Consider the following 19,471-nt stretch of genomic DNA (forward strand, 5'->3'; position numbering starts at 1 on the left):
TCCGTTTAATACGCTATTAATTATCCAACTGTCTGTTTTTAAATGGTTATATTTAAAATGGTGATTGGTTGGACGCCGCGCTGCTGCATTGCAAGTTAGTCAGTAACAGCTACAGTAAAAGCAGCTTGGATAGGAGGTGAGATTGATAGCCTTCATTCTTGCGTTTATCACGCTATTCAAGGAGCCCGGTTGGCTGAGATAGCCAGGGCAATAAGGAAACCCAGACCCTCACCATAAGGAAAAAGCGATGACTCAAGCCTCCGAGCACGACAAAAAAGCGCCTAAAGACCGCGACGATCACCACGATGATGCCAATCCAATGCCGGATACCCATCACGTTAACCCCGATTCCGACAGCCAGAAATCAAAGGATGACCAGAAAAAAGGTCACTGAATATGCTTTGAGCGCTGCTGATAACAGCGCTGATACCGCTAAGGCGCTACTGATGAGTAGCGCCTTTTTCATTTAACGCTAAACCTCGATGTTGATAGACGACGTTGATACGGAAACGTCACCTAACGAGGTAGGCAGCAACTGCCCCAATGAGGAGTAGAGGGCGTCAGAAGAGGAGGCTGCAACCGCTTGATCCGTCTTTTCCATGGCTTCTTCCGCTTTCTTTAGCTCACGACGAGCTTCCTTGTCTTCTTCACTCAGCCGAATCTTGAGTTCGTTAACCGCTTCGCGAAGCGCTTTCTGGGCGTCAGTCAGTACGCCGCGTAGTGCATGTTCACTAGCGCTGGCGCCATTGGATTTCGAGCGGTTGTCTTCATTCTGAATGGGGCTGGGTAGGCTAGGTAATAAGCCGAGCTCGCTGGATTCATCGTCTTCAGGCTCGCCCGCTGCTTTTTCGGCCTCTTGTTCCGCCTCTTCCTCTGCTGTTTGCGCATTGGCCTCGGCTTGCTGCGCGTCACTCGACACCGTTGCCTCAGCGCTCTCATCGCCACCCGTTTGGGCCGCAGCTGAATCGGCCCCGCTGGCTTGAGCGACTGTTGTTGGCGCTGCTGCTGTTGGAACCATTGAAGGGATAGCGGTCATGCCAGCACCGCCGCCACCTTGATTGCTCAATAGTTTAGCCGCACCGGCAAGTTCACGGGCGATGCTCTTGAGCTCCTTGGCCATGTTTTTAAGCTGTTCAGGAGAGGCGAAGGCCATCATGGCTTTCAGCATTTCAATCCGCTGCCGCAGGAAGCCCACTTTATCGGTAGCCTGCTGCTGGGAGGCTTCCTTTGGAGAAGGTAAAGACGCCAAGCTCTCCAACGCTTCCTGCTGCTTTTTAAGACGTTTAGTGAACGGGTCGTCTTCAGCGGGCTCGCTCTTTTGGGGAGCGACACGAGTAGGCGTTAAAAACTGTGGCTTATCCTGGCGCTGGTTAATCAGTGTAAATAACGAAAATCCTATCTTCATGGCGATGGCCTCTTCTCATTGTTATAAGGTATCGGCCATTTGGCTTATGTCTTTAGACGCCGCTTAACTTCCACGCTTAGCCTGCCTTCACCTAGCTTCAGTTTCAGCTTCTGGCCGGGCTGGGTATCTTCCGCGCGTCGAATCACCTGGCCCTGCTCATCCTGGGCAATCGCGTAGCCACGCCCCAATACCGCCAGCGGGCTGACCGCATTGAGCTCCCGTGCAGCACTGGTTAAGCGTGCCTGACGGTTTTCGAGCTGGCGCTGCATGGCGGTGCCCAAGCGGCGCTGAAGCTGACTTACCCGCTCGCTTTCTGCACGATGCAGCCGCGTCATATCCTGGCTGGCCAAGCGCCTGCTTAGCTGTGTGAGCTGGGCTTTCTGCAGGCTGAGCGTTTGCTGCATGGCACGATTCAAGCGCTGATCAAGGGCGGTTAAGTGCTGGCGCTGGCGATTGAGCTGCTCGCCAGGGTGGCGCAGCTTGGCGCGCAGGGTATCTAGGCGCTGGCTGTCGCGCTCCAGTCGCGCCTGCATGGCCCGCTGCAGGCGGTTGTGTTGATGCTCTAGCTGGCGCTTGAGGGTGTTCTGATCCGGCACTAAGCGTTCGGCCGCGGCAGAGGGCGTGGGCGCACGCATATCGGCGGCGAAATCCGCCAGCGTAATATCCACCTCATGGCCTACCGCCGACATCACCGGCAGCCGGGAGTGAAAAATCGCCCGTGCTAGGTGCTCGTTATTAAACGCCCATAAATCTTCCAGGCTACCGCCGCCGCGGGTGATCAAGATTACATCCCGCTCGGGGTCTAATCGCGCCTGACGGTTAAGCAACGCCAGCGCAGAGATCATCGCCGGTGCCGCTTCTGCGCCCTGCACCGGCACTGGAATCAACGTTACGTCCGCCAGCGGCCAGCGTGCTTCCAGCACCGCCAGCACATCGCGAATCGCCGCGCCAGTGGCGGAGCTCAAAATCAGCAGCTTGCGGGGCGGGAAGGGCAGCGGGCGGGCGTTGGCAAACACTCCTTCGCCTTCCAGCTGCGCTTTCAAGCGCTCAAACGCCGCCAGCAGTTCCCCCAGCCCCGCAGCCTGCACGGCCTCGGCAATCAGTTGGTAGTCACCGCGGGGCTCGAACAGCGACACACGCCCACGCAGCTTGACCTGATCGCCATCGCGCATCGGCGCCGAGACAAACCGCGCCCGCTGGCGAAACAGCGCGCAGCGGATCTGCGCCCGGTCATCCTTCAGCGTGAAATAGACATGCCCAGAGGCCGGGCGGGAAACGTTAGAGAGCTCGCCCTCTACCCACACTTCGCCCACATCGCGCTCAAGGGTTTGCTTGGCGCGCTGGTTGAGTTGGCTGACGGAGAGTGCCTGGGGAGTCGGGGAGGCCATAGAGTTACGCCCGCTCTAATAAATAACGTTTTAACGCCGCAGGATCGGGCACGCCCTGAATCACTTCGCCATCGATCACCAGCGTTGGTACCGACTGAATACGTGCTTCATCCACCGCGTGGCGCTGCGCCGCTTGGTGCTGCTCGCGGTAACGGCCTTCGGCCAGGGCATTCAGCACCGCTTGGCGCTCCAGGCCTACCGACTCGCCAATATCGGCCAATACCTCAGGGTCGCCAATGTCTCGCTCCTGCTGGAAAAACGCTTTTAAGGCCGCCATGGAGTAGGGGTGACCCAATCCCTGCTCTTCGGCCATGGCAAACACTTCAAAGGCTTTATCCGTACGTGGCTGCGGGGAAATGTTGGGCAGCGTAATGGGCACGCCGAGTTTTTCCGCCATGGGGTAAAGCGAATCGCGCCATACTTGGGGCAGGTAAGGGTCTTCCACCTTCAGCGTAGGCACTGGGGCAGGGCGCAGCTCGAAAGGCCGCCAGCGGATTTCTACATCCATACCGTCGGTTGCTTGAACAATCGCCTCTTCCGCCAGCAGGCAGAAGGGGCAAACATAGTCAGTATATACAATGATTTCCTGAGGCAACAGAACGCCCTCCGCGTCGTAAAATGTCCAGTTCAGCAGCCTAACATTAAACGTCATTAGCAATTGGTATAAGCACAACAGCCTGACTGCATTGCTGGAGCACCCCTCAAAACGCTATAATAGGCGATTAACCTTTCACGCCCCACTTCCTCTCAATCAGGGTGTTGCCGCTATGCTACGTATGGCCCAAGAAGCACTTACGTTCGATGACGTTCTTCTCGTTCCCGGCTTCTCCGATGTCCTCCCCAAGGATGTCAGCCTCAAAACCCGCCTGACCCGCAATCTCTCGCTCAACATTCCGCTACTTTCTGCTGCGATGGACACCGTTACCGAAGCGCGTCTAGCGATTGCGATGGCTCAGGAAGGCGGCATTGGCATCATCCATAAAAGCATGACCATGACCCAGCAAGCCGCTGAAGTGCGCAAGGTCAAAAAGCACGAAAGCGTGATCGTGAAAGACCCGGTCACCGTGAGCCCCAAGGCCAAACTCGAAGACCTGCTCGCCATGGCGCGGGAGTACGGCTTCTCCGGCTTCCCCGTGGTAGAAGGCGAAACTCTGGTAGGCATCGTGACCGAGCGCGACATGCGCTTCCAGCCTAACCACGGCGACAGTGTAGAAGCGATCATGACGCCGCGCGACCGGCTGATTACCGTCAAAGAAGGTACCGATCTCGAAACCAGCAAAGCCAAGATGCGAGAACACCGCATCGAGAAAATGCTGATCGTCGATGATGAGTTCCACCTGCGCGGCCTGGTCACCTTCCAGGATATCGAAAAAGCCCGCACCTACCCAATGGCCGCAAAAGATAGCGACGGCCGTTTGTTAGTCGGCGCGGCGGTCGGCACCGGCCCGGAAACGCCGGATCGCGTCGCGGCGCTGGCTGAAGCAGGCGTGGACGTGATCATTGTCGATACCGCCCACGGCCACTCTCAAGGCGTGATTGATCGCGTACGCTGGATCAAACAGAACTTCCCGGCCATTCAGGTGATTGGCGGCAACATCGCCACCGGCGCCGCTGCCAAAGCACTGGCCGAAGCGGGTGCGGATGCCGTTAAGGTCGGCATCGGCCCCGGCTCGATCTGCACCACGCGTATCGTCGCCGGTGTTGGCGTACCGCAAATCACCGCGGTTTCCAACGTGGCCGAAGCGCTCAAAGAGTTCGATATTCCGCTGATTGCCGATGGCGGCGTGCGCTACTCCGGTGATTTGGCCAAAGCGATTGCCGCGGGCGCCAGTGCCGTGATGGTCGGTGGCCTGCTGGCCGGTACCGAAGAAGCGCCGGGTGAAGTCGAGCTTTACCAGGGCCGCACCTACAAAGCCTACCGTGGCATGGGCTCCATGGGTGCCATGTCCCAGAACCAGGGCAGCGCCGACCGCTACTTCCAGGATAAGAGCGAAGGTGCCGAGAAGCTGGTGCCGGAAGGCATCGAAGGCCGCGTCCCCTATAAAGGCATGATGAGCGCCATCGTTCACCAGCTGATGGGCGGCTTGCGCGCTTCCATGGGCTACACCGGTTGCCGCGATATTCAGGAAATGCGCACCAAGCCGGAATTCGTACAGATTACCGGCGCTGGCTTTAACGAATCCCACGTCCACAACGTGCAGATCACCAAAGAAGCTCCCAACTACCGGGTGAGCTAACCAGCAAGATGAGTTATATGGCGCGGCGGGCATTGCCCCGCCGCTTGCTTTTTGGCCTTACCAGCGGCACCCACACCGCTTAACCGAGACCCCGCCATGAGTGACATTCACGCCCATAAGATTTTGATTCTCGACTTCGGCTCGCAGTACACCCAACTGATCGCCCGCCGCGTTCGCGAGATCGGCGTATATTCCGAAGTCCGCGCGTTTGATATCACCGAAGAAGAGATCCGCGAGTACAACCCCAACGGTATTATCATGGCCGGTGGCCCGGAATCCGTGACGGAACTGGACTCCCCGCGTGCGCCGCAGTGCGTGTTTGAAATGGGCCTGCCGGTGTTTGGTATCTGCTACGGCATGCAGACCATGGCCGAGCAGCTAGGTGGTAAGGTAGAAGGCTCCAACCAGCGTGAATTCGGCTACGCGCAGATTCAGATCGACGAAAACAACGCGCTGTTCAAAGACATCAAAGACCACGTAGACGCGAAAAGCGGCAAAGCCCTGCTGGACGTATGGATGAGCCACGGCGACAAAGTCGCTCAAGCCCCCGACGCGTTCACCGTGACCGCCTCCACGCCGAGCTGCCCGATTGCCGCCATGGCGTGGGAAGAGAAGCAGTTTTACGGCGTTCAGTTCCACCCGGAAGTGACCCACACCCTGCAGGGCCAGCGCATTCTCGAGCACTTCGTGCTGGATATCTGTAAAGCCGAAAAACTGTGGACGCCCGCACAAATCATCGAAGACCAGGTACAGCGCGTGCGCGAGCAAGTGGGCGACCGCCATGTTCTGCTTGGCCTCTCCGGCGGTGTAGATTCTTCTGTAGTGGCCGCGCTGCTGCACAAAGCCATTGGCACCCAGCTGACCTGCGTGTTCGTTGACAACGGCCTGCTGCGTAAAGCGGAAGGCGACCAGGTCATGGAAACCTTCGCCAAGCATATGGGCGTGAAGGTGATCCGCGTAGACGCCGAAGACCTGTTCCTCGGCAAGCTGAAAGGCGAGAAAGACCCGGAAGCCAAGCGCAAAATCATCGGCAACACCTTTATCGACGTGTTCGATGAAGAGGCCAGCAAAATCGACGGCGTCGAGTTCCTGGCCCAGGGCACCATCTACCCGGACGTGATCGAATCCGCCGCCTCTAAAACCGGCAAAGCGCACGTGATCAAATCCCACCACAACGTAGGTGGCCTGCCGGAAACCATGAAGCTCAAGCTGGTCGAGCCGCTGCGCGAACTGTTTAAAGACGAAGTGCGCAAACTCGGCCTGGAACTCGGCCTGCCCTACGATATGGTCTACCGCCACCCGTTCCCCGGCCCCGGCCTGGGTGTGCGTATTCTCGGTGAAGTGAAGAAAGAGTACGCCGACATCCTCCGCGATGCCGACGCTATCTTCATAGAAGAGCTGCGCGCCTCTGGCTGGTACGAAAAAACCAGCCAAGCGTTCGCCGTGTTCCTGCCGGTGAAATCCGTAGGTGTAGTAGGCGACGGCCGCCGCTACGAATGGGTCATCGCGCTACGCGCGGTCGAAACCATCGACTTCATGACCGCCCGCTGGGCGCACCTGCCCTACGAGCTGCTGGAGAAGGTTTCCAACCGGATTATCAATGAGTTGGAAGGGGTTTCGCGGGTGACTTATGATGTGAGCAGCAAGCCGCCTGCTACTATTGAGTGGGAGTGATTACACGTTGCGCATTAACTGGTGCTGACTAGCAAAAAATCGAATCAAGCCCATGTTTTAATGGGCTTTTTTTGGTTCATGATTTAGCAAAGATTAGCAAAGTTGAGAGTGAAAGTAGCCCTATAAGCTGGTTTAGGGTGATCTAATGTTTCTACCTTAAAATGTTTGCAACCTACTGTTTTGTAAGCTAAGAGCGGTGCTGTATTGCTGCGACCAGCATAAGTGATATGTGTAGAAAGGCTTGCTTCAACTCTCGGTAAAGTTCCGGATCTGCATTTTTTTCGCCAGGGCCTAGAGATAACTCAACATGAAGCGAACCGTCGTCTTGTCTGTTAATTGGTTTAGCTTGTTGGAGAAGTTGTGTTATGTGGAAGTCTGAAAAGTGAATGGCTCCTGATGTTCTTTTATAAACATCTGGAATCCATGCTCCTAACCCTTCAATCTGTTCAATTAACCATCGGTCTGTAGCTTTATTTTTTGATCCTCGAAGCTTCATGTTTCTGATGTTTGTACCCTTTGCAACGCTTTGTGCGAATGTCTCTGCAGTCATGCCCTCTGTTTCCTCGGCCCAATAAATTGCATAAAGACGTGCAAGTGTGTCTAAGTTAAGGCGAATAAGTGTCATGGCCATTTGCCCATTTCTGGCTTCAACGGCTTGTATAAAAGCTTCCTCAAGAGAAAGAGTTCTTCTTATGGCAGCGAGCAGGAAGTTTCTTTCATTTTCACGCTCTCTCGGAAATTTAAATAAAAAGTTACAAATTTCATAAAGGTCTCGCCGGGCTCTTTCATATTGTGAGAAATCTCCGAAGATTTCCTTTTTAGGAGGCTTTTCCATAATTTCCCTAGTTATTTTTTAGTTTTAGATCAGTTTAAATGTTGTCGGCTAAGTCAGAATGAGATGTATAATAATTAATTATCACTTGCTACCGTCAGCGTTCTGTACTCATCATAAGCAAACTGGTCTGTCATTCCACTAATAAAATCCTGGATTAAACGACAGCGATAATATATTTCCCAGGATTTGTAATCGTCATTAAGAGACAGTTCGTCAATGGATTTTTTGTAAGCTTTGACATGTCTTTCCGCTAGTCTGCTAGCCAGTTTTTTTAAGTAAGAATCTGTCCCTTTCTCTTGATCTATAATTCTTCTGAATATTTCTTGGCTACATTTTAGTAATGGGCTATATATTTCGATTAGGCCATATATAACTCTATAGCCTTGAAGTTCTAATGTTTCTACTTCTTTGTTGTTGAATACTTTTTTTATGGCGACAGATTTTAGTGCTTCTATTGCATGAGAACCTGGAGAGTTGTCTTCCATTAGCGCTTCATCAAAATCTCCCGTATAAATATGTTCGATGTTGTCAATGAAACGTTGGGCTGCGTGCTGAACAAGAGAGTGTATTAGATTTACTCTTAGCCAAAGGAAAAACTCATTATTTTGATTTATGTTTGCGGCGCTAAATCTTCTGTCGGCATATTCCACTATTTCTCTGAAACTTTGCTCTCCTGCCATAGGGGTGGAGAAAGCCTTAGAGTTAACATCTCCATTTTTTTGAAATTCTTCGATTAACATTTCTTTTAGCTGAGGTATATGAATAATCCCTTTTTCGACAGCATCTTCAATATCCGCAAGTCCATAAGAAATATCGTCAGCCGCTTCCATGATCCAGGTGGCAGGGTGGCGTGCACCTTCTGGCATATCTAGTTTAGACCATAGCTGTTTTACAAATTTTTCTTCTGAAAGATAAAATCCAGGTTTTTTACGTAAATAAGCACCGGGTGACTTTTTTTCAGGCTTTTCAAGGTAAGCCGGCCTCACATACTTTATTAGGCATGCTGTTTGAGTGTAGGTCAAATTTAGCGTTAGTAGGCTGTTAACCAAACGTATAGCTTGAGCATTCCCTTCGAAATTTTTTAAATCAATAACCATTTTTTTTATAAGATTTTGATTGCTGCTTTCAAAATGATTGATCTTTTCAATGTTTTTATCAAACCATGAATTAATGGCATACTCACCGAAATGACCGAAAGGTGGATTGCCAATATCATGGCTTAAACATGCCATCTCTACGATACTTTCTAGTATTCGTTCTAAATCATCTAGGCCATATTGTTTTGTTAAACCTAGTTCTGAGAGTTTTGTGAAAATAGTCCTTGTGATGAAGCGTCCTGTTTGCTGTACTTCTAAAGAGTGAGTCAGGCGACTTCTGACTGTGGCGTTTCTTTCAAGTGGAAATACTTGAGTTTTCTGCTGAAGTCTTCTTATCGCTGGTGAATTAATGATTCTACCGCGGTCACTTTCCATTTGCCTAGTAACATATTCAAGGTAGTCGTCATGTTGCCAAGGCTGTTTAGCTACTCTTTCATATGGCCTTAAAGCATTAATTCTTTTTTTAAAATCTATATTTTTTGACATTTTCTTTCCTTATATTAGATTAACTATTCTTACCATGCTTTGGGTTTCAATTTCAATATTTTGATAGCTGGATGTTTATACCCTGCTCAACGCCTTTTCCGCCGCCTGCGTAGTCCTCCGACTAGCCTATGAGCCGAATATAAACCATAATCGGCTCATAATATGATCTGAATAGGTGGGGCAAACGGCTCATGTATATCTGGGAACAGCAACATTGGCCACATTTTGAGTGGGACGAATCCGTTCTTCGACCTATGTTGGATGCCGTGCGGTTACTGCAGGGCAGGGTGTTGGGTAAAACCGAGGCTGTCCACGGCCAGGCCGATCTGGACGTGGAAATGGATGCGCTGATCCAGAATGCTATTCGTACCAGCGAAATCGAAGGCGAGCGTTTGGACGTTGGCTCTGTGAGGTCATCCGTTGCTCGCCAGTTGGGATTAGAACAGGCTGGTGTTTCCGCTAGAACAACACCTGAGTCTGAAGCGCTGGTCGAGCTATTGCTGCAATCCACACATCAATTGGATGAGCCGCTTTCCCGCGAACAGTTGTGCCTCTGGCAATCCATGCTTTTTGTGCAAGGCCCCGGCGTGCTTGGCAATGTACGTGTAGGCGAGCTGCGTGGCGATCACCCCATGCAAGTGGTGTCGGGGCGGCTTGATCAGCCTAACGTGCATTTTGAAGCGCCGCCCCGTGGGCAGCTGGAGGCTGAGCTGGATGCCTTTATTACTTGGTTCAACCATCCACCATCGTGGCTTGATGGGCTGGTTCGCGCTGGCATCACCCATCTATGGTTGATTACCTTGCACCCCTTTGATGATGGCAATGGGCGTGTTACGCGCGCGGTGACAGATCGTGCGCTTGCGCAAGCAGAGCGGCAATCCGTGCGCTTCTATTCCTTGAGCGCGGCCATCATGGCGCGCCGCCACGCTTACTACGATCACCTTGAAAGCGCTCAGAAAGGCAGCCTCGATATTACGCCGTGGTTGTTGTGGTTTCTGGACACGCTGAAAGAGGCGCTTGAGCAGGCGCTGTTAAGGATCGACCGTGTGTTAATGAAAGCCACCTTCTGGCAGCGCCATGCCACCACCGTGCTGAACGAACGGCAAATCAAGGTGCTGAACCGCTTATTGGATACAGCAGGGGAAGAGTTTGAGCAGGGCATCAATGCGCGTAAGTACCAATCGTTGGCCAAAGTAAGTAAAGCCACCTCAACGCGGGATTTGGCAGAGCTGCTGGAAAAAGGCTGCCTTTCCAAGCTCCCCGGTGGTGGGCGCAGTACGCGCTATCAGGTGTTACTTGGGCAAGCTCATGAAGGCACTCAGTAAGTAGTGAACTTTGTCATTGAGGCCATATCGCTTGCATTGAAAATCGACCAATAGCAAGTGAAAGCCTTTGCTTCAAAACTCTTTGAAGGTAACTCAGCCGCTGTGTGCTTTACTATCTGCAACTGTTATTCACGGAGGAAGCATCCATGGCCATAGGCGGCTTGATAGGATTACTGGATGACATTGCCGCATTGGCGAAGTTGACCGCAGCATCACTGGACGATGTGAGTGCCGCCGCTGGGCGTGCGACGGCGAAGGCGGCCGGAGTGGTGGTGGATGATACGGCAGTGACGCCGCAATATCTGCAGGGGGTGGCAGCGGAGCGTGAACTGTCGCTTGTGAAGCAGATCGCGCTGGGGTCGATCCGCAACAAGCTGATTTTTATCCTGCCGGTGGCGCTGCTGCTGAATCACTTTTTGCCGTCGCTATTGCCGATCATCCTGATGATAGGCGGCACCTACCTAGCCTTTGAGGGCGCGGAGAAAGTCTGGCATAAACTTTCCGGCAAGCATGATGAGGATAAGCCAGCGGTAGAGCAGGGGCCGGAAGCCGAGAAGAAGATTGTGAGTGGTGCCATTCGTACCGATCTGATTCTGTCTGCTGAAATCATGGTGATCGCGCTGGCCACGGTCTCCCATCAAGGCTTCTGGTCACAGCTGGCGAGCCTGGTGGTGGTCGCGTTTTTCATCACCATTCTGGTGTATGGCGTGGTCGCGCTATTGATCAGGATGGATGATATCGGCCTGAAGCTCGCCCAGCGGGATAGTTCGAGCATGCAGACCCTGGGCCGTGGTCTGGTGACGGCCATGCCCAAGGTGCTAGCGACCATCTCGGTCGTGGGCACCGTCGCTATGCTCTGGGTGGGCGGGCATATCCTGATGGTCAATCTGGGTGCCGATGGCACGGGTTGGTTCAACGCGCCCTATGAGTGGGTACACCATATTGAGCTAGGCATTAGCGAGGCCACCGGTGCCTTGGGCGGCACGCTGGGCTGGAGCTTCAATACGCTGTGCTCTGCGGTGATTGGCTTTTTGGTGGGCTCGGTGGTGGTGGGGGCGCTGCATCTCATTCCCACCAAGAAGGCGCATGCCGAGTAGGTGCGCGCCGGGAAGTAAGTATCAGGCATCTAAATGCCCGCCATCAAGGCGGGCATTTTTGTGAGATAGGGTGAAGGTATTTCTCGTGACCTTACTTTGCCAGTGCCGCTGAATACTGCTGACCGGCGCTCGCCCAGGCAATGACAGCCAAGCCTAAAGCGATCAGCGAAAGGATGGCACCCGCCCAGTTTGGAGAGGCCAAACCGAACCCGGCGGCAATCGTCGCGCCACCCACCCATGCCCCGATGGCATTACCCAGGTTGAACATACCGATGTTCACCGACGCTGCCATGGTGGGCGCTCCTGCTTGGCTGGCACGGTCCATCACCAGTTTCTGGATCGGGGAGACGGTGGCGAAGCCAAAGGCGGCCATAAGGAAGACAGAGACCGAGGCCACAACGCTGTTCCCAACGCCCAGCCAGAAGACGAAAAGTACCGCCGCCTGCGCGGCAAGGGTCACAAACAGCGTTCCGAAAAGTGAACGGTCAGCAAAGCGACCACCTATCCAGTTGCCAACCGCCAGACCCAACCCGAACAGAACCATCAGTTTTGCCACACCAGTGTCGGTAAAACCTGCCTCTTCGACCATCATTGGGGCGATGTAGGTAATAGAGGTAAAGAAGGCGGCAGGGCCGAAGACGGTAATGCCCATGGCGAGCAGCACCTGGGGGTCTGCGAAGGCACGTAGTTCACTCTTCAAGGCGATTGCCTTGCCCGCTTTGATCTGGGGCACTAGCAGCGCGATGCTGAGGACGGTGATAAGACCGATCCCGGCGATCAACCAGAACACTAGCCGCCAGCTGTAGGCTTGCGCGAGCCAGGTGCCAGCAGGAACGCCGAACAGGTTGGCCATCGTTAGCCCGGAGAACATGAAGGCGATGGCACTTGCTTGTCGGTCTTTCGCGACCAGCGAGGCGGCGATGATGGAGCCCATGCCGAAGAACGTGCCGTGGTTGAACGCCGTTAAAATACGGCCCGCCAGCGCGATGGGGAGCGTCGGCGCCACTGCCGTGATCACGTTACCTAGCGTGAAGATGAGAGAGAGGCTAATAAGCATCGTTTTACGTGGCACCTTGGCGCCTAGAATCGTCAGGATGGGCGCACCTACGAACACGCCTAACGCATAGGTGGTGGCCATTAAACCTGACGTGGGTATATCGACGCCGAAATCCTTGGCGATTTGGGGAAGGATGCCAGCGACGACGAATTCCGTCATTCCGATACCGAATGCGCCAATCGCTAACGCGAAAAGTGCTAATGGCATAATAGTGTCTCCGTAAATGATATTTTCAATCGAATGTGGTTCGGTTATATTTATTTTATTGAAAATAATATTCGGAGGTAAAACGATAATGGTGCCGTCAGATAAAGAAACAGATGCTATTCGGCAGATAAAGCATCATCCGGCTGAACTTGATTCAATTGACCGAAAAATATTAGGCGCGCTCGCCGAAGATGCGTCGCGTAGCTACGCAGAACTCAGCAAAATCGTGCACCTCTCCGCCCCCGCTGTGCATGACCGTGTAAAAAGGCTTAAGCGTGATGGGGTCATCAAGGGCACCGTCGCCATACTGGATGGCTGCAAGCTTGGCCGAACGCTGCTGACTTTCTTGCTGGTGGATACCAGCAGCTACAGCGCCACGCGCAAACTACTGGCCTTTGCCGACAGACCCGAAGTAGAAGAGCTGCACACCGTGGCAGGAGATGGCTGTGTGTTCATTAAGGTACGTGCTGCTAACACCGAATCGCTTGAGGACTTCCTGATGGAGATTCAGAGCCTTGAAGGGGTCAGGTCTGTCCGCAGCTACATTGCGCTTTCAACCTTCCTGGAAAGAGGCCCATCGCCAGATTAGGTAGCCCGCTCGATAGCATGATGGAAGGGGGACGGCGAGCCAGAAGAGTATCTTTGAGGTGGTGCCCTTGGCAGGACACTGATCTACCCCTCGCCTTGAACGATACAGCCGAGGGAGTCGGTAACCACGCAACTTAGAACTTATTTACCTTAGTTGTTCAGCCTATTTTGAAGCGCTTGTTGTTTGTAGAGCGCCCGCAGCTGCAACGGAATACCAAGAATGAGTGCAAACAACAGTACGCTTTGTACGCCGAGCAATAGCGGGTCATCCAGATTAGTCACGAGTGGATCTCCGACAGGTAGCCGCCTCAAACTTTCACTGACGGTGGGGATCATTAACATGAAAATGCTGATGCTCAGTAAAACAGTTTCGACATATTTGCCGAATCGCTTCGTTTTGGGCCACCTGGCGATACCATATCCCAACAAAACCACCCCGAGCGTGATGGTGGCAACGATCGAGCTTATGGGCTGATGCGCAATAGGATAGACCGTGAGCGCGCCTAGCAACATGAACCAGAAATAAGCGCGACCTGCCTTGGTGTTGGGGGCAACTCGACCATGTTTAACAAGCATATAGATAGCGAGAGGAATGGCCGGAAGGCTTCCCATAGTGTGTAACCAACCAAGAGGTGAAATGTCCATAAAGGGTTCCTTATGATAATTTAAAATACTCTATACCTATCTTCTAGTAGGTAGCGTGTAGTGGATAGTGTGTAGCAGGTAGTTAGTAAGACGCAGCTTTGCTGCGAGGTAGTGCGTGTTTCTGTTTTAGGAGAAGGTGCTGTTGGCCATCTTATTTATTTCATTGAGCAGCAAGCCCAGCAGGCAGCTCGTCTTGCTCCAGGCTGTTGTGTCTACTTGATATCCAATGCTCAGTTAGGCGGGAAGGCGATGACCGGCGTTTCGATTTGGCGCCTGTTCGTTTGGGTAGGGCGGGGTTGTAGAACGGAATCCACACGCCAATGGCCCAGGCGTGGCTCAAATTTATAGAGATACTCACCGGGTCAGGATAATAAACGTCATCCATGAAGGCTTCCCAAGCGAGCGCTTGATCGAGTGCTGCAGGCGCCTGAAGAGGGGGCGTATGTAGGTCGGTTTTTTCAGCCGCTAGGAAAATAACGTCAGCATCCCATTTGCCGCCCTTCAGAAACTGCTCAGCATATCTTTCCTCTAGAGGTGGTGTGGTGGCCTGAAGCGCAATAGTGTCGCAATTGAGCCAACTGGCATCAAAGATGCCGCTGCCTGGATGGGAATGGCACTGTCTCGGCGCTCTGCCCGTATCGTGATATATAGACAACCTTGAGAGGGTGACCAGTTGCGACACTGAGTCGAAGGAGCCTTTTGATTCAAGAAGCTGCTGGTGTTTTATCTGCTCGTTCAGGAAGGCGAGAAACTGTCCACTTTCCGCTGAGGGCGGGATTCTGTCGCTGCGTTCCTGTGTGCTATCAGTCTCTTGAAACGCAGCCAACTCCGATAGGGAGGAGGGCTGCGACACTGCGTTGGAGGAATCCACGGGCTTAAGAGCATCTTGGTGTTTTATCTGCGCAGCCAGCAGGGGGAAGAACGGCTCCTCTGATACTTTAATCCCTCTTTGCCCATGGGCGCTGGTTCTTGTTGTCCCCGTGTGGGAAGTTTTCATTGTTGCTACGGGTGAGCTGCTAATTGGGTACATCATGCGATCCACCTCCTGGCACTGATGAGACATGCTGCTAGCAAAACGGAAATCAGCAAGATAGCTACCGCGAGGGGCAGGCTTAAGCCGCTGCCGTATGGCATTTCCTTTGCTGGCAAGAGGAAATTCGTATCGTTATATCCAGTCATAATCGTCATCTCGCTCCTATTGCTAAATTAATGGCTCGTTCGTGGTGTACCCATAGCCTCAACGAAGCGAAGTGCCATACCATCTAGTCCACGCTGTTCATTTCGTCATAGCGGCCGCTTCCGTCGATCCTCCTCTCTAGCTCATCCCCACAGTAGCGCCGAGAATGATTCGGATAGAATTCTTCGCATATTTTTCACATTAGCTTCCTACTAGAAGGTAGGGTGAAAGGACGAATTGAAGTTACCCTGGATGCGATATATTGGGAGAACCCATCGGAGTGTGGTTAGTGATATTTACCTTCTAGTAGGTAGGCTAAGTCGATAAATGAAAACTGCCTTTTTACTTACCCTGATCATTGATAAGTCGTTCGATTAAGGGTTCGGTAACAACGCTAAATACTTTTTCGTCGCCGTAGACTCTTGCCGACAGCATGGCGCCATGCACGGCCGCCATGAAGCTTTCCGCTTCAGATTGCGCGGTCCCGGTAAGTAAAAAGGCATTTTGCATCGCCCCTTCCTCTATTACAGAGGCCAGCCACGTCGATAGCGTTCGGAAATGAGCCCTCACCTCAACCACAATCTCTGGGGGTAACACCGGGATTTGGCTCGCGAGTAATGCGCACACACAAAAGCTGCTCGTGGGATCGCCAATACACGCCGTCCAGTAGTTGATATAGGCGCGCAGTTGGTCTGCTGGGTCGGTATTATAGCTTTTTACTGTAGCCAACCCCGCTTTCGCTTCTTCACGATAAAGCTGCAATAGTGTTCGGACTAAATCGACTTTGCTGGGAAAGTGATGGTGAATGCTTGCCTTTCGAATACCGACAACGTCGGCAATATCAGCATAACTGAAACCGTTATATCCGCCCGCAATGATCAAGGTGCGCGCGCAGCGGATGATTTCGTCAGAAGTGTTAGTCAGTTTAGTCATGCGCCAAACCTACCTTCTAGTAGGTTTGCTGTCAAGAAGCCCGACGTAAAATTGAGAGGATGTGGCGCGCTAAGTTACCTCGACTTCATCTGCTCAACAATCCGCGCAGCATCTTTCGCCGGAGGCCGGCCGAAAGTGCGGGCATATTCCCGGCCAAACTGCGTGGAGCTTTCGTATCCCACTTCGTGAGCTGCCTCCGTGACACTGTAGCCAGTGGAAATCAGTAGTGTCCGCGCCTTAAGTAGCCGCACCTGCTTCTGATACTGCAAGGGGCTGAGCGCCGTCACGGCTTTGAAATGACGGTGGAACGCAGAGACGCTCATGGCTGCTTCCTTGGCCAGTGCCTCCATCCGTAAGGGCCGTGCATAATCGTTACGAAGTCGCTGAATGACCTGGTGCACCCGTGCCAGGGCGGTGTCTGGTGTGGCGATGTCGCGCAGCATCCAGCCCATTGGCCCCTGAAGCACGCGGTAAAGAATCTCGCGCTCGTAGGCGGGTGCCAGCGCCGCAATGTCGGCTGGCTGCTCCATCAATCGCAACATGCGCACCCAGGCATCGAGCAGTTCCGGCGTCACCGCTGCCACAGAAAACCCCGTTGTATGCCCGGCGCTGCTTGCAGCATTGGGCAGTTCCGATAGCAGGCCTGCCAGATGGCTAGCGTCTAGGGTTAGGCTCACCGCGAGGTAGGGTTCTCCCGAGTCGCTACTGCGTACAACCCCCGCCGCAGGCAGGTCAACCGACATCACAAAATAGGTCGCGGGGTTGTAGTGCAGGGTACGCCCGCCCACGGTCATGGATTTGCTGCCCTGCAGGATCAGGTTGACCATGGGGTCGTACACGGCGGCAAGCTCGTGTTCTGGAATGGCGCCTTGCACCATCGCCACCCGGGGAATACCGGTCTCGGTGCGGCGGTTTTGTGCATGGGCAGCCAGACGGCGGAGTTCGTTGAGTTGTTCTTCCATGGCGCTATTGAATGCCAGACCAGGAGCAGAGGCAAGCGAAAAGCAGAAATAGGCAGGATTTCGGTAGGAACAGGCGGGCCGTTAGGTGAGCGGGTACCTATCATGGGGAGACTAAATCTCACAGGAGCGTCACATGAGCACTATCGTCATTACCGGAGGTAGCCAGGGGATCGGCGCAAGCACGGCACTGCGCTTACCGGTGGCTATGCCATCTAAAGGGGTGACCCATGCTTGATCATATTTTCCTCACGGTGAGCGATACCGAGCGCTCCATCGTTTTTTACGAGCGGGTGCTACCCCTTTTGGGAATTACCAACCGGCATGACTTTGACGGCCATGATGGCCCGCCTGGCCACCCTGATCTGAAGGGGTTCGGTGCCAAGGGGCGTGTGTTTTTCTGGCTAAAGCAGGGAGAGGCGGCGCCCGGCGCGGTGCATGTGGGCTTCGTTGCAGCGTCCGAAGAGGAGGTCAATGCCGCCTATGCCGAAGCCTTGGCAGCGGGCGCCACAGCGATCCACCCGCCTGGGCCTCAGCTCCACTATGATCCCCGCTATTACGCCGCGCAGGTCAGGGATCTTGACGGCTACACCCTAGAGTTTGTCTACAAAAGCTGGCAGCACTGACCATGAAAACATTGATGATCTATGGCGCCGCCGGTTACACCGGTGGCATGGCGGCGGAGCACGCTGCATCCGCAGGTATTCACCTAGTTGTCGCAGGGCGTGCGAAGGATCGTGAGTCTCTGGACATATTGGCAGGGCGTTTAGGCGCTGATATTCGGCTCTTTTCGCTCGATGATCCGGAGGCAATCGCAAGGGGCCTTGAAGGCATCTTTGTTCTGCTCAACGCCGCCGGGCCTTTTATGAACACGGCCAAGCCGCTGATGTCGGCCGCCATTCGTGCTGGCGTGCACTACCTCGATTTCTCGGCCGAACTCGATACCTACCGGCAGGTGTTGGCGCTCGACGGGCAGGCGCGTGCTGCGGGTGTGATGCTGCTGCCGGGAAGCGGTGGTAGCGTCGCGATGCTGGGAAGCTTGGCGGGGCATGCCGTGGCGCGGGTCACCCATCCCCGCACGATCAGTATCGCCTTGCAGGTGGCGGGGGGAATGTCGAGAGGGTCGGTGACCAGCGCGAGCCAGAACATCACGACGGAGACGCTTCATCTGGTTGGCGGCGAACTCGTTGCACGCAGCCCAGAGGAGGTGCGTGATTTCGATTTTGGCGAGGGCCCGCTATCGTCGTTCCCTGTCACGCTGCCCGATCTCGTGACACTTCACCAGGCGACAGGCGTGCGTGATATCGAAACCTTCGTGCACGTGGCGGCGGGTGCGTTCCCCGATGGAGACGCCAACGAACTCCCAGCGGGGCCCAGTTCCGATGAGCGGGCGGCGAACCGCTACCATGCGGTTGTCGAAGTGACCGATATGGACGGTTCGGTGGCGCGCTCGGTGCTTGATACGGTGAACGGTTACACCTTCACGGCCATGGCGGCGGCAGAGGCAGCCCGGCGAGTACTTGCAGGTGAGGTGCAGCCTGGCTTCCAGACCCCTGCGGGCCTGTTCGGCAACGGCTTTGCCGAGAGCATCGCCGATACACGGATTATCGACGTTACGCCCAGCGAGGATGGGGATTGACGTTAGCTGGAAGCGAACTCAACGTCCAAAGCGCGCCCGGCGACCTCTGCGCACCCAACGAGCTTTTGCTGAGGCAGCCCAAGACAGGCATAGGAAGAGAGGCCGCGCAGCGTGAGTAGGACATAGTCGGTGATTTGGTCGACATCTCCCGAGCGGCAGAAGTTGGCGATGTAGCCATGAATGTCTCCGCTAATGGGTTTGGCCAGCGTGGCAGCCAACGCCGCGGCTTGCGGGTCGTCCGCCCGCATTGCCTCTGTCACCATGCACCCGCGCAACACCGGGTCGCGCGTGTAATGTTTCGCTGCGGCAACGAACAGGCCGGTAAGCGCCTCAGCGGGGGAAGCATCCGAGGAAAGGATCTTGTCCAGCGGCAGCATTTGCTTCGCCATATAACTCTGCAAAGTACGCTCGAACAGTGCCAACTTGCTTCCGTAGGCGGCATAGAGACTTGGCGGCACGATATCCAGTGCCTGCGTAAGCTCTGCGATCCCGACCGCATCATATCCTCGTGCATGAAAGAGCGCCCGCGCGGTCTCGATACCTTGTTCACGGTCGAACGCAGGCCTGCGCGTGCGGGCGGTCTTGATTTTTATGGACTGATTGGCCATGGCAACGGCTACCTAAAATGAAGAGCAAAGCAAGAGTTCTGTTACCGATCGCTACGTTCTGCTATCGATCACTACATAGTACTTGCGCGCCGTTTTAATGCCAAATATAGTGAC

The 19,471-nt window shown here is 54.2% G+C and carries 19 protein-coding genes; 8 read left to right on the forward strand and 11 right to left on the reverse strand.

The window, feature by feature from the left end:
- Window positions 1-247 precede the first annotated feature (247 nt).
- Entirely contained in the window at window positions 248-394 is a 147-nt protein-coding gene (locus tag V8L70_RS11110) for a hypothetical protein (protein ID WP_008959023.1), read from the forward strand.
- A 78-nt stretch (window positions 395-472) separates the two neighbouring features.
- Here V8L70_RS11110 and V8L70_RS11115 read toward each other — a convergent pair whose 3' ends face one another.
- The 3 genes from V8L70_RS11115 to V8L70_RS11125 are packed head-to-tail and all read right to left on the reverse strand — an operon-like array spanning window position 473 to window position 3,445.
- Window positions 473-1,405, reverse strand: coding sequence for a hypothetical protein (locus V8L70_RS11115; protein WP_101147938.1), 933 nt, complete (start codon window positions 1,403-1,405; stop codon window positions 473-475).
- 44 nt (window positions 1,406-1,449) lie between these two features.
- Complete coding sequence (gene xseA / locus V8L70_RS11120) at window positions 1,450-2,793, reverse strand: exodeoxyribonuclease VII large subunit (RefSeq protein WP_101147939.1); 1,344 nt, start codon at window positions 2,791-2,793, stop codon at window positions 1,450-1,452.
- 4 nt (window positions 2,794-2,797) lie between these two features.
- The gene (locus tag V8L70_RS11125; RefSeq protein ID WP_232774973.1) at window positions 2,798-3,445 is read right to left on the reverse strand and encodes a DsbA family oxidoreductase; all 648 of its coding nucleotides are present in this window, start codon (window positions 3,443-3,445) and stop codon (window positions 2,798-2,800) included.
- Between the two features lie 115 nt (window positions 3,446-3,560).
- Here V8L70_RS11125 and guaB point away from each other — a divergent pair, with 115 nt between their 5' ends.
- Window positions 3,561-5,030 carry an IMP dehydrogenase gene (gene guaB / locus V8L70_RS11130; protein ID WP_101147940.1) on the forward strand — a complete coding sequence of 490 codons (1,470 nt, stop codon included), beginning with the start codon at window positions 3,561-3,563 and terminating at the stop codon, window positions 5,028-5,030.
- A gap of 96 nt (window positions 5,031-5,126) precedes the next feature.
- Entirely contained in the window at window positions 5,127-6,704 is a 1,578-nt protein-coding gene (gene guaA / locus V8L70_RS11135; protein WP_101147941.1) for a glutamine-hydrolyzing GMP synthase, read from the forward strand.
- Window positions 6,705-6,891: 187 nt separating this feature from the next.
- On the opposite strand, the gene V8L70_RS11140 is transcribed toward guaA, so the two are convergent.
- Both V8L70_RS11140 and dgt read right to left on the reverse strand, forming a co-directional pair.
- The gene (locus tag V8L70_RS11140; RefSeq protein ID WP_101147942.1) at window positions 6,892-7,539 is read right to left on the reverse strand and encodes a hypothetical protein; all 648 of its coding nucleotides are present in this window, start codon (window positions 7,537-7,539) and stop codon (window positions 6,892-6,894) included.
- Between the two features lie 74 nt (window positions 7,540-7,613).
- Complete coding sequence (gene dgt, locus V8L70_RS11145) at window positions 7,614-9,122, reverse strand: dGTPase (protein ID WP_101147943.1); 1,509 nt, start codon at window positions 9,120-9,122, stop codon at window positions 7,614-7,616.
- A gap of 191 nt (window positions 9,123-9,313) precedes the next feature.
- On the opposite strand from dgt, the gene V8L70_RS11150 reads away from it, so the two are divergent.
- Both V8L70_RS11150 and V8L70_RS11155 read left to right on the forward strand, forming a co-directional pair.
- On the forward strand, window positions 9,314-10,447 hold the full coding sequence (locus V8L70_RS11150) for a Fic family protein (RefSeq protein WP_101147944.1): 1,134 nt from the start codon (window positions 9,314-9,316) through the stop codon (window positions 10,445-10,447).
- A gap of 146 nt (window positions 10,448-10,593) precedes the next feature.
- Window positions 10,594-11,544 (forward strand): DUF808 domain-containing protein, encoded by a 951-nt coding sequence (locus tag V8L70_RS11155; RefSeq protein ID WP_101147945.1) that lies wholly within the window; start codon window positions 10,594-10,596, stop codon window positions 11,542-11,544.
- 91 nt (window positions 11,545-11,635) lie between these two features.
- On the opposite strand, the gene V8L70_RS11160 is transcribed toward V8L70_RS11155, so the two are convergent.
- Window positions 11,636-12,808 (reverse strand): MFS transporter, encoded by a 1,173-nt coding sequence (locus tag V8L70_RS11160; protein WP_101147946.1) that lies wholly within the window; start codon window positions 12,806-12,808, stop codon window positions 11,636-11,638.
- An 88-nt stretch (window positions 12,809-12,896) separates the two neighbouring features.
- Between V8L70_RS11160 and V8L70_RS11165 the strand changes: the two genes are divergently transcribed.
- Entirely contained in the window at window positions 12,897-13,397 is a 501-nt protein-coding gene (locus V8L70_RS11165) for an Lrp/AsnC family transcriptional regulator (protein WP_008957864.1), read from the forward strand.
- 149 nt (window positions 13,398-13,546) lie between these two features.
- Here the strand turns inward: V8L70_RS11165 and V8L70_RS11170 are convergent, their stop codons facing one another.
- From V8L70_RS11170 to V8L70_RS11185, 4 genes are all read right to left on the reverse strand, one after another.
- Entirely contained in the window at window positions 13,547-14,041 is a 495-nt protein-coding gene (locus V8L70_RS11170; protein WP_101147947.1) for a hypothetical protein, read from the reverse strand.
- A 160-nt stretch (window positions 14,042-14,201) separates the two neighbouring features.
- The gene (locus V8L70_RS11175) at window positions 14,202-15,074 is read right to left on the reverse strand and encodes a flagellar hook capping FlgD N-terminal domain-containing protein (protein WP_198556152.1); all 873 of its coding nucleotides are present in this window, start codon (window positions 15,072-15,074) and stop codon (window positions 14,202-14,204) included.
- A gap of 486 nt (window positions 15,075-15,560) precedes the next feature.
- Window positions 15,561-16,151: a TetR/AcrR family transcriptional regulator gene (locus tag V8L70_RS11180; protein ID WP_101147949.1), complete on the reverse strand. Its 591-nt coding sequence runs from the start codon at window positions 16,149-16,151 to the stop codon at window positions 15,561-15,563.
- A 74-nt stretch (window positions 16,152-16,225) separates the two neighbouring features.
- Window positions 16,226-17,113: an AraC family transcriptional regulator gene (locus V8L70_RS11185; protein WP_101147950.1), complete on the reverse strand. Its 888-nt coding sequence runs from the start codon at window positions 17,111-17,113 to the stop codon at window positions 16,226-16,228.
- A gap of 227 nt (window positions 17,114-17,340) precedes the next feature.
- Between V8L70_RS11185 and V8L70_RS11190 the strand changes: the two genes are divergently transcribed.
- Window positions 17,341-17,736 carry a VOC family protein gene (locus V8L70_RS11190; protein ID WP_008957857.1) on the forward strand — a complete coding sequence of 132 codons (396 nt, stop codon included), beginning with the start codon at window positions 17,341-17,343 and terminating at the stop codon, window positions 17,734-17,736.
- A 2-nt stretch (window positions 17,737-17,738) separates the two neighbouring features.
- Window positions 17,739-18,749 carry a saccharopine dehydrogenase NADP-binding domain-containing protein gene (locus V8L70_RS11195; protein WP_232774974.1) on the forward strand — a complete coding sequence of 337 codons (1,011 nt, stop codon included), beginning with the start codon at window positions 17,739-17,741 and terminating at the stop codon, window positions 18,747-18,749.
- Between the two features lie 2 nt (window positions 18,750-18,751).
- Here the strand turns inward: V8L70_RS11195 and V8L70_RS11200 are convergent, their stop codons facing one another.
- Window positions 18,752-19,357 (reverse strand): TetR/AcrR family transcriptional regulator, encoded by a 606-nt coding sequence (locus tag V8L70_RS11200; protein ID WP_101147951.1) that lies wholly within the window; start codon window positions 19,355-19,357, stop codon window positions 18,752-18,754.
- Between the last annotated feature and the right edge of the window lie 114 nt (window positions 19,358-19,471).

Source organism: Vreelandella arctica, assembly GCF_037070215.1.
GTDB lineage: Bacteria > Pseudomonadota > Gammaproteobacteria > Pseudomonadales > Halomonadaceae > Vreelandella > Vreelandella arctica.

Bases quoted from the DNA above. Each gene is read 5' to 3' on its own strand.
- V8L70_RS11125 (WP_232774973.1), bottom strand. From the start codon at position 3,445: ATGACGTTTAATGTTAGGCTGCTGAACTGGACATTTTACGACGCGGAG.
- V8L70_RS11190 (WP_008957857.1), top strand. From the start codon at position 17,341: ATGCTTGATCATATTTTCCTCACGGTGAGCGATACCGAGCGCTCCATC.
- V8L70_RS11200 (WP_101147951.1), bottom strand. From the start codon at position 19,357: ATGGCCAATCAGTCCATAAAAATCAAGACCGCCCGCACGCGCAGGCCT.
- V8L70_RS11160 (WP_101147946.1), bottom strand. From the start codon at position 12,808: ATGCCATTAGCACTTTTCGCGTTAGCGATTGGCGCATTCGGTATCGGA.
- V8L70_RS11150 (WP_101147944.1), top strand. From the start codon at position 9,314: ATGTATATCTGGGAACAGCAACATTGGCCACATTTTGAGTGGGACGAA.
- V8L70_RS11185 (WP_101147950.1), bottom strand. From the start codon at position 17,113: ATGGAAGAACAACTCAACGAACTCCGCCGTCTGGCTGCCCATGCACAA.
- guaB (WP_101147940.1), top strand. From the start codon at position 3,561: ATGCTACGTATGGCCCAAGAAGCACTTACGTTCGATGACGTTCTTCTC.
- V8L70_RS11195 (WP_232774974.1), top strand. From the start codon at position 17,739: ATGAAAACATTGATGATCTATGGCGCCGCCGGTTACACCGGTGGCATG.
- V8L70_RS11110 (WP_008959023.1), top strand. From the start codon at position 248: ATGACTCAAGCCTCCGAGCACGACAAAAAAGCGCCTAAAGACCGCGAC.
- V8L70_RS11165 (WP_008957864.1), top strand. From the start codon at position 12,897: ATGGTGCCGTCAGATAAAGAAACAGATGCTATTCGGCAGATAAAGCAT.
- V8L70_RS11115 (WP_101147938.1), bottom strand. From the start codon at position 1,405: ATGAAGATAGGATTTTCGTTATTTACACTGATTAACCAGCGCCAGGAT.
- V8L70_RS11180 (WP_101147949.1), bottom strand. From the start codon at position 16,151: ATGACTAAACTGACTAACACTTCTGACGAAATCATCCGCTGCGCGCGC.
- xseA (WP_101147939.1), bottom strand. From the start codon at position 2,793: ATGGCCTCCCCGACTCCCCAGGCACTCTCCGTCAGCCAACTCAACCAG.
- V8L70_RS11175 (WP_198556152.1), bottom strand. From the start codon at position 15,074: ATGATGTACCCAATTAGCAGCTCACCCGTAGCAACAATGAAAACTTCC.
- V8L70_RS11140 (WP_101147942.1), bottom strand. From the start codon at position 7,539: ATGGAAAAGCCTCCTAAAAAGGAAATCTTCGGAGATTTCTCACAATAT.
- V8L70_RS11155 (WP_101147945.1), top strand. From the start codon at position 10,594: ATGGCCATAGGCGGCTTGATAGGATTACTGGATGACATTGCCGCATTG.
- guaA (WP_101147941.1), top strand. From the start codon at position 5,127: ATGAGTGACATTCACGCCCATAAGATTTTGATTCTCGACTTCGGCTCG.
- dgt (WP_101147943.1), bottom strand. From the start codon at position 9,122: ATGTCAAAAAATATAGATTTTAAAAAAAGAATTAATGCTTTAAGGCCA.
- V8L70_RS11170 (WP_101147947.1), bottom strand. From the start codon at position 14,041: ATGGACATTTCACCTCTTGGTTGGTTACACACTATGGGAAGCCTTCCG.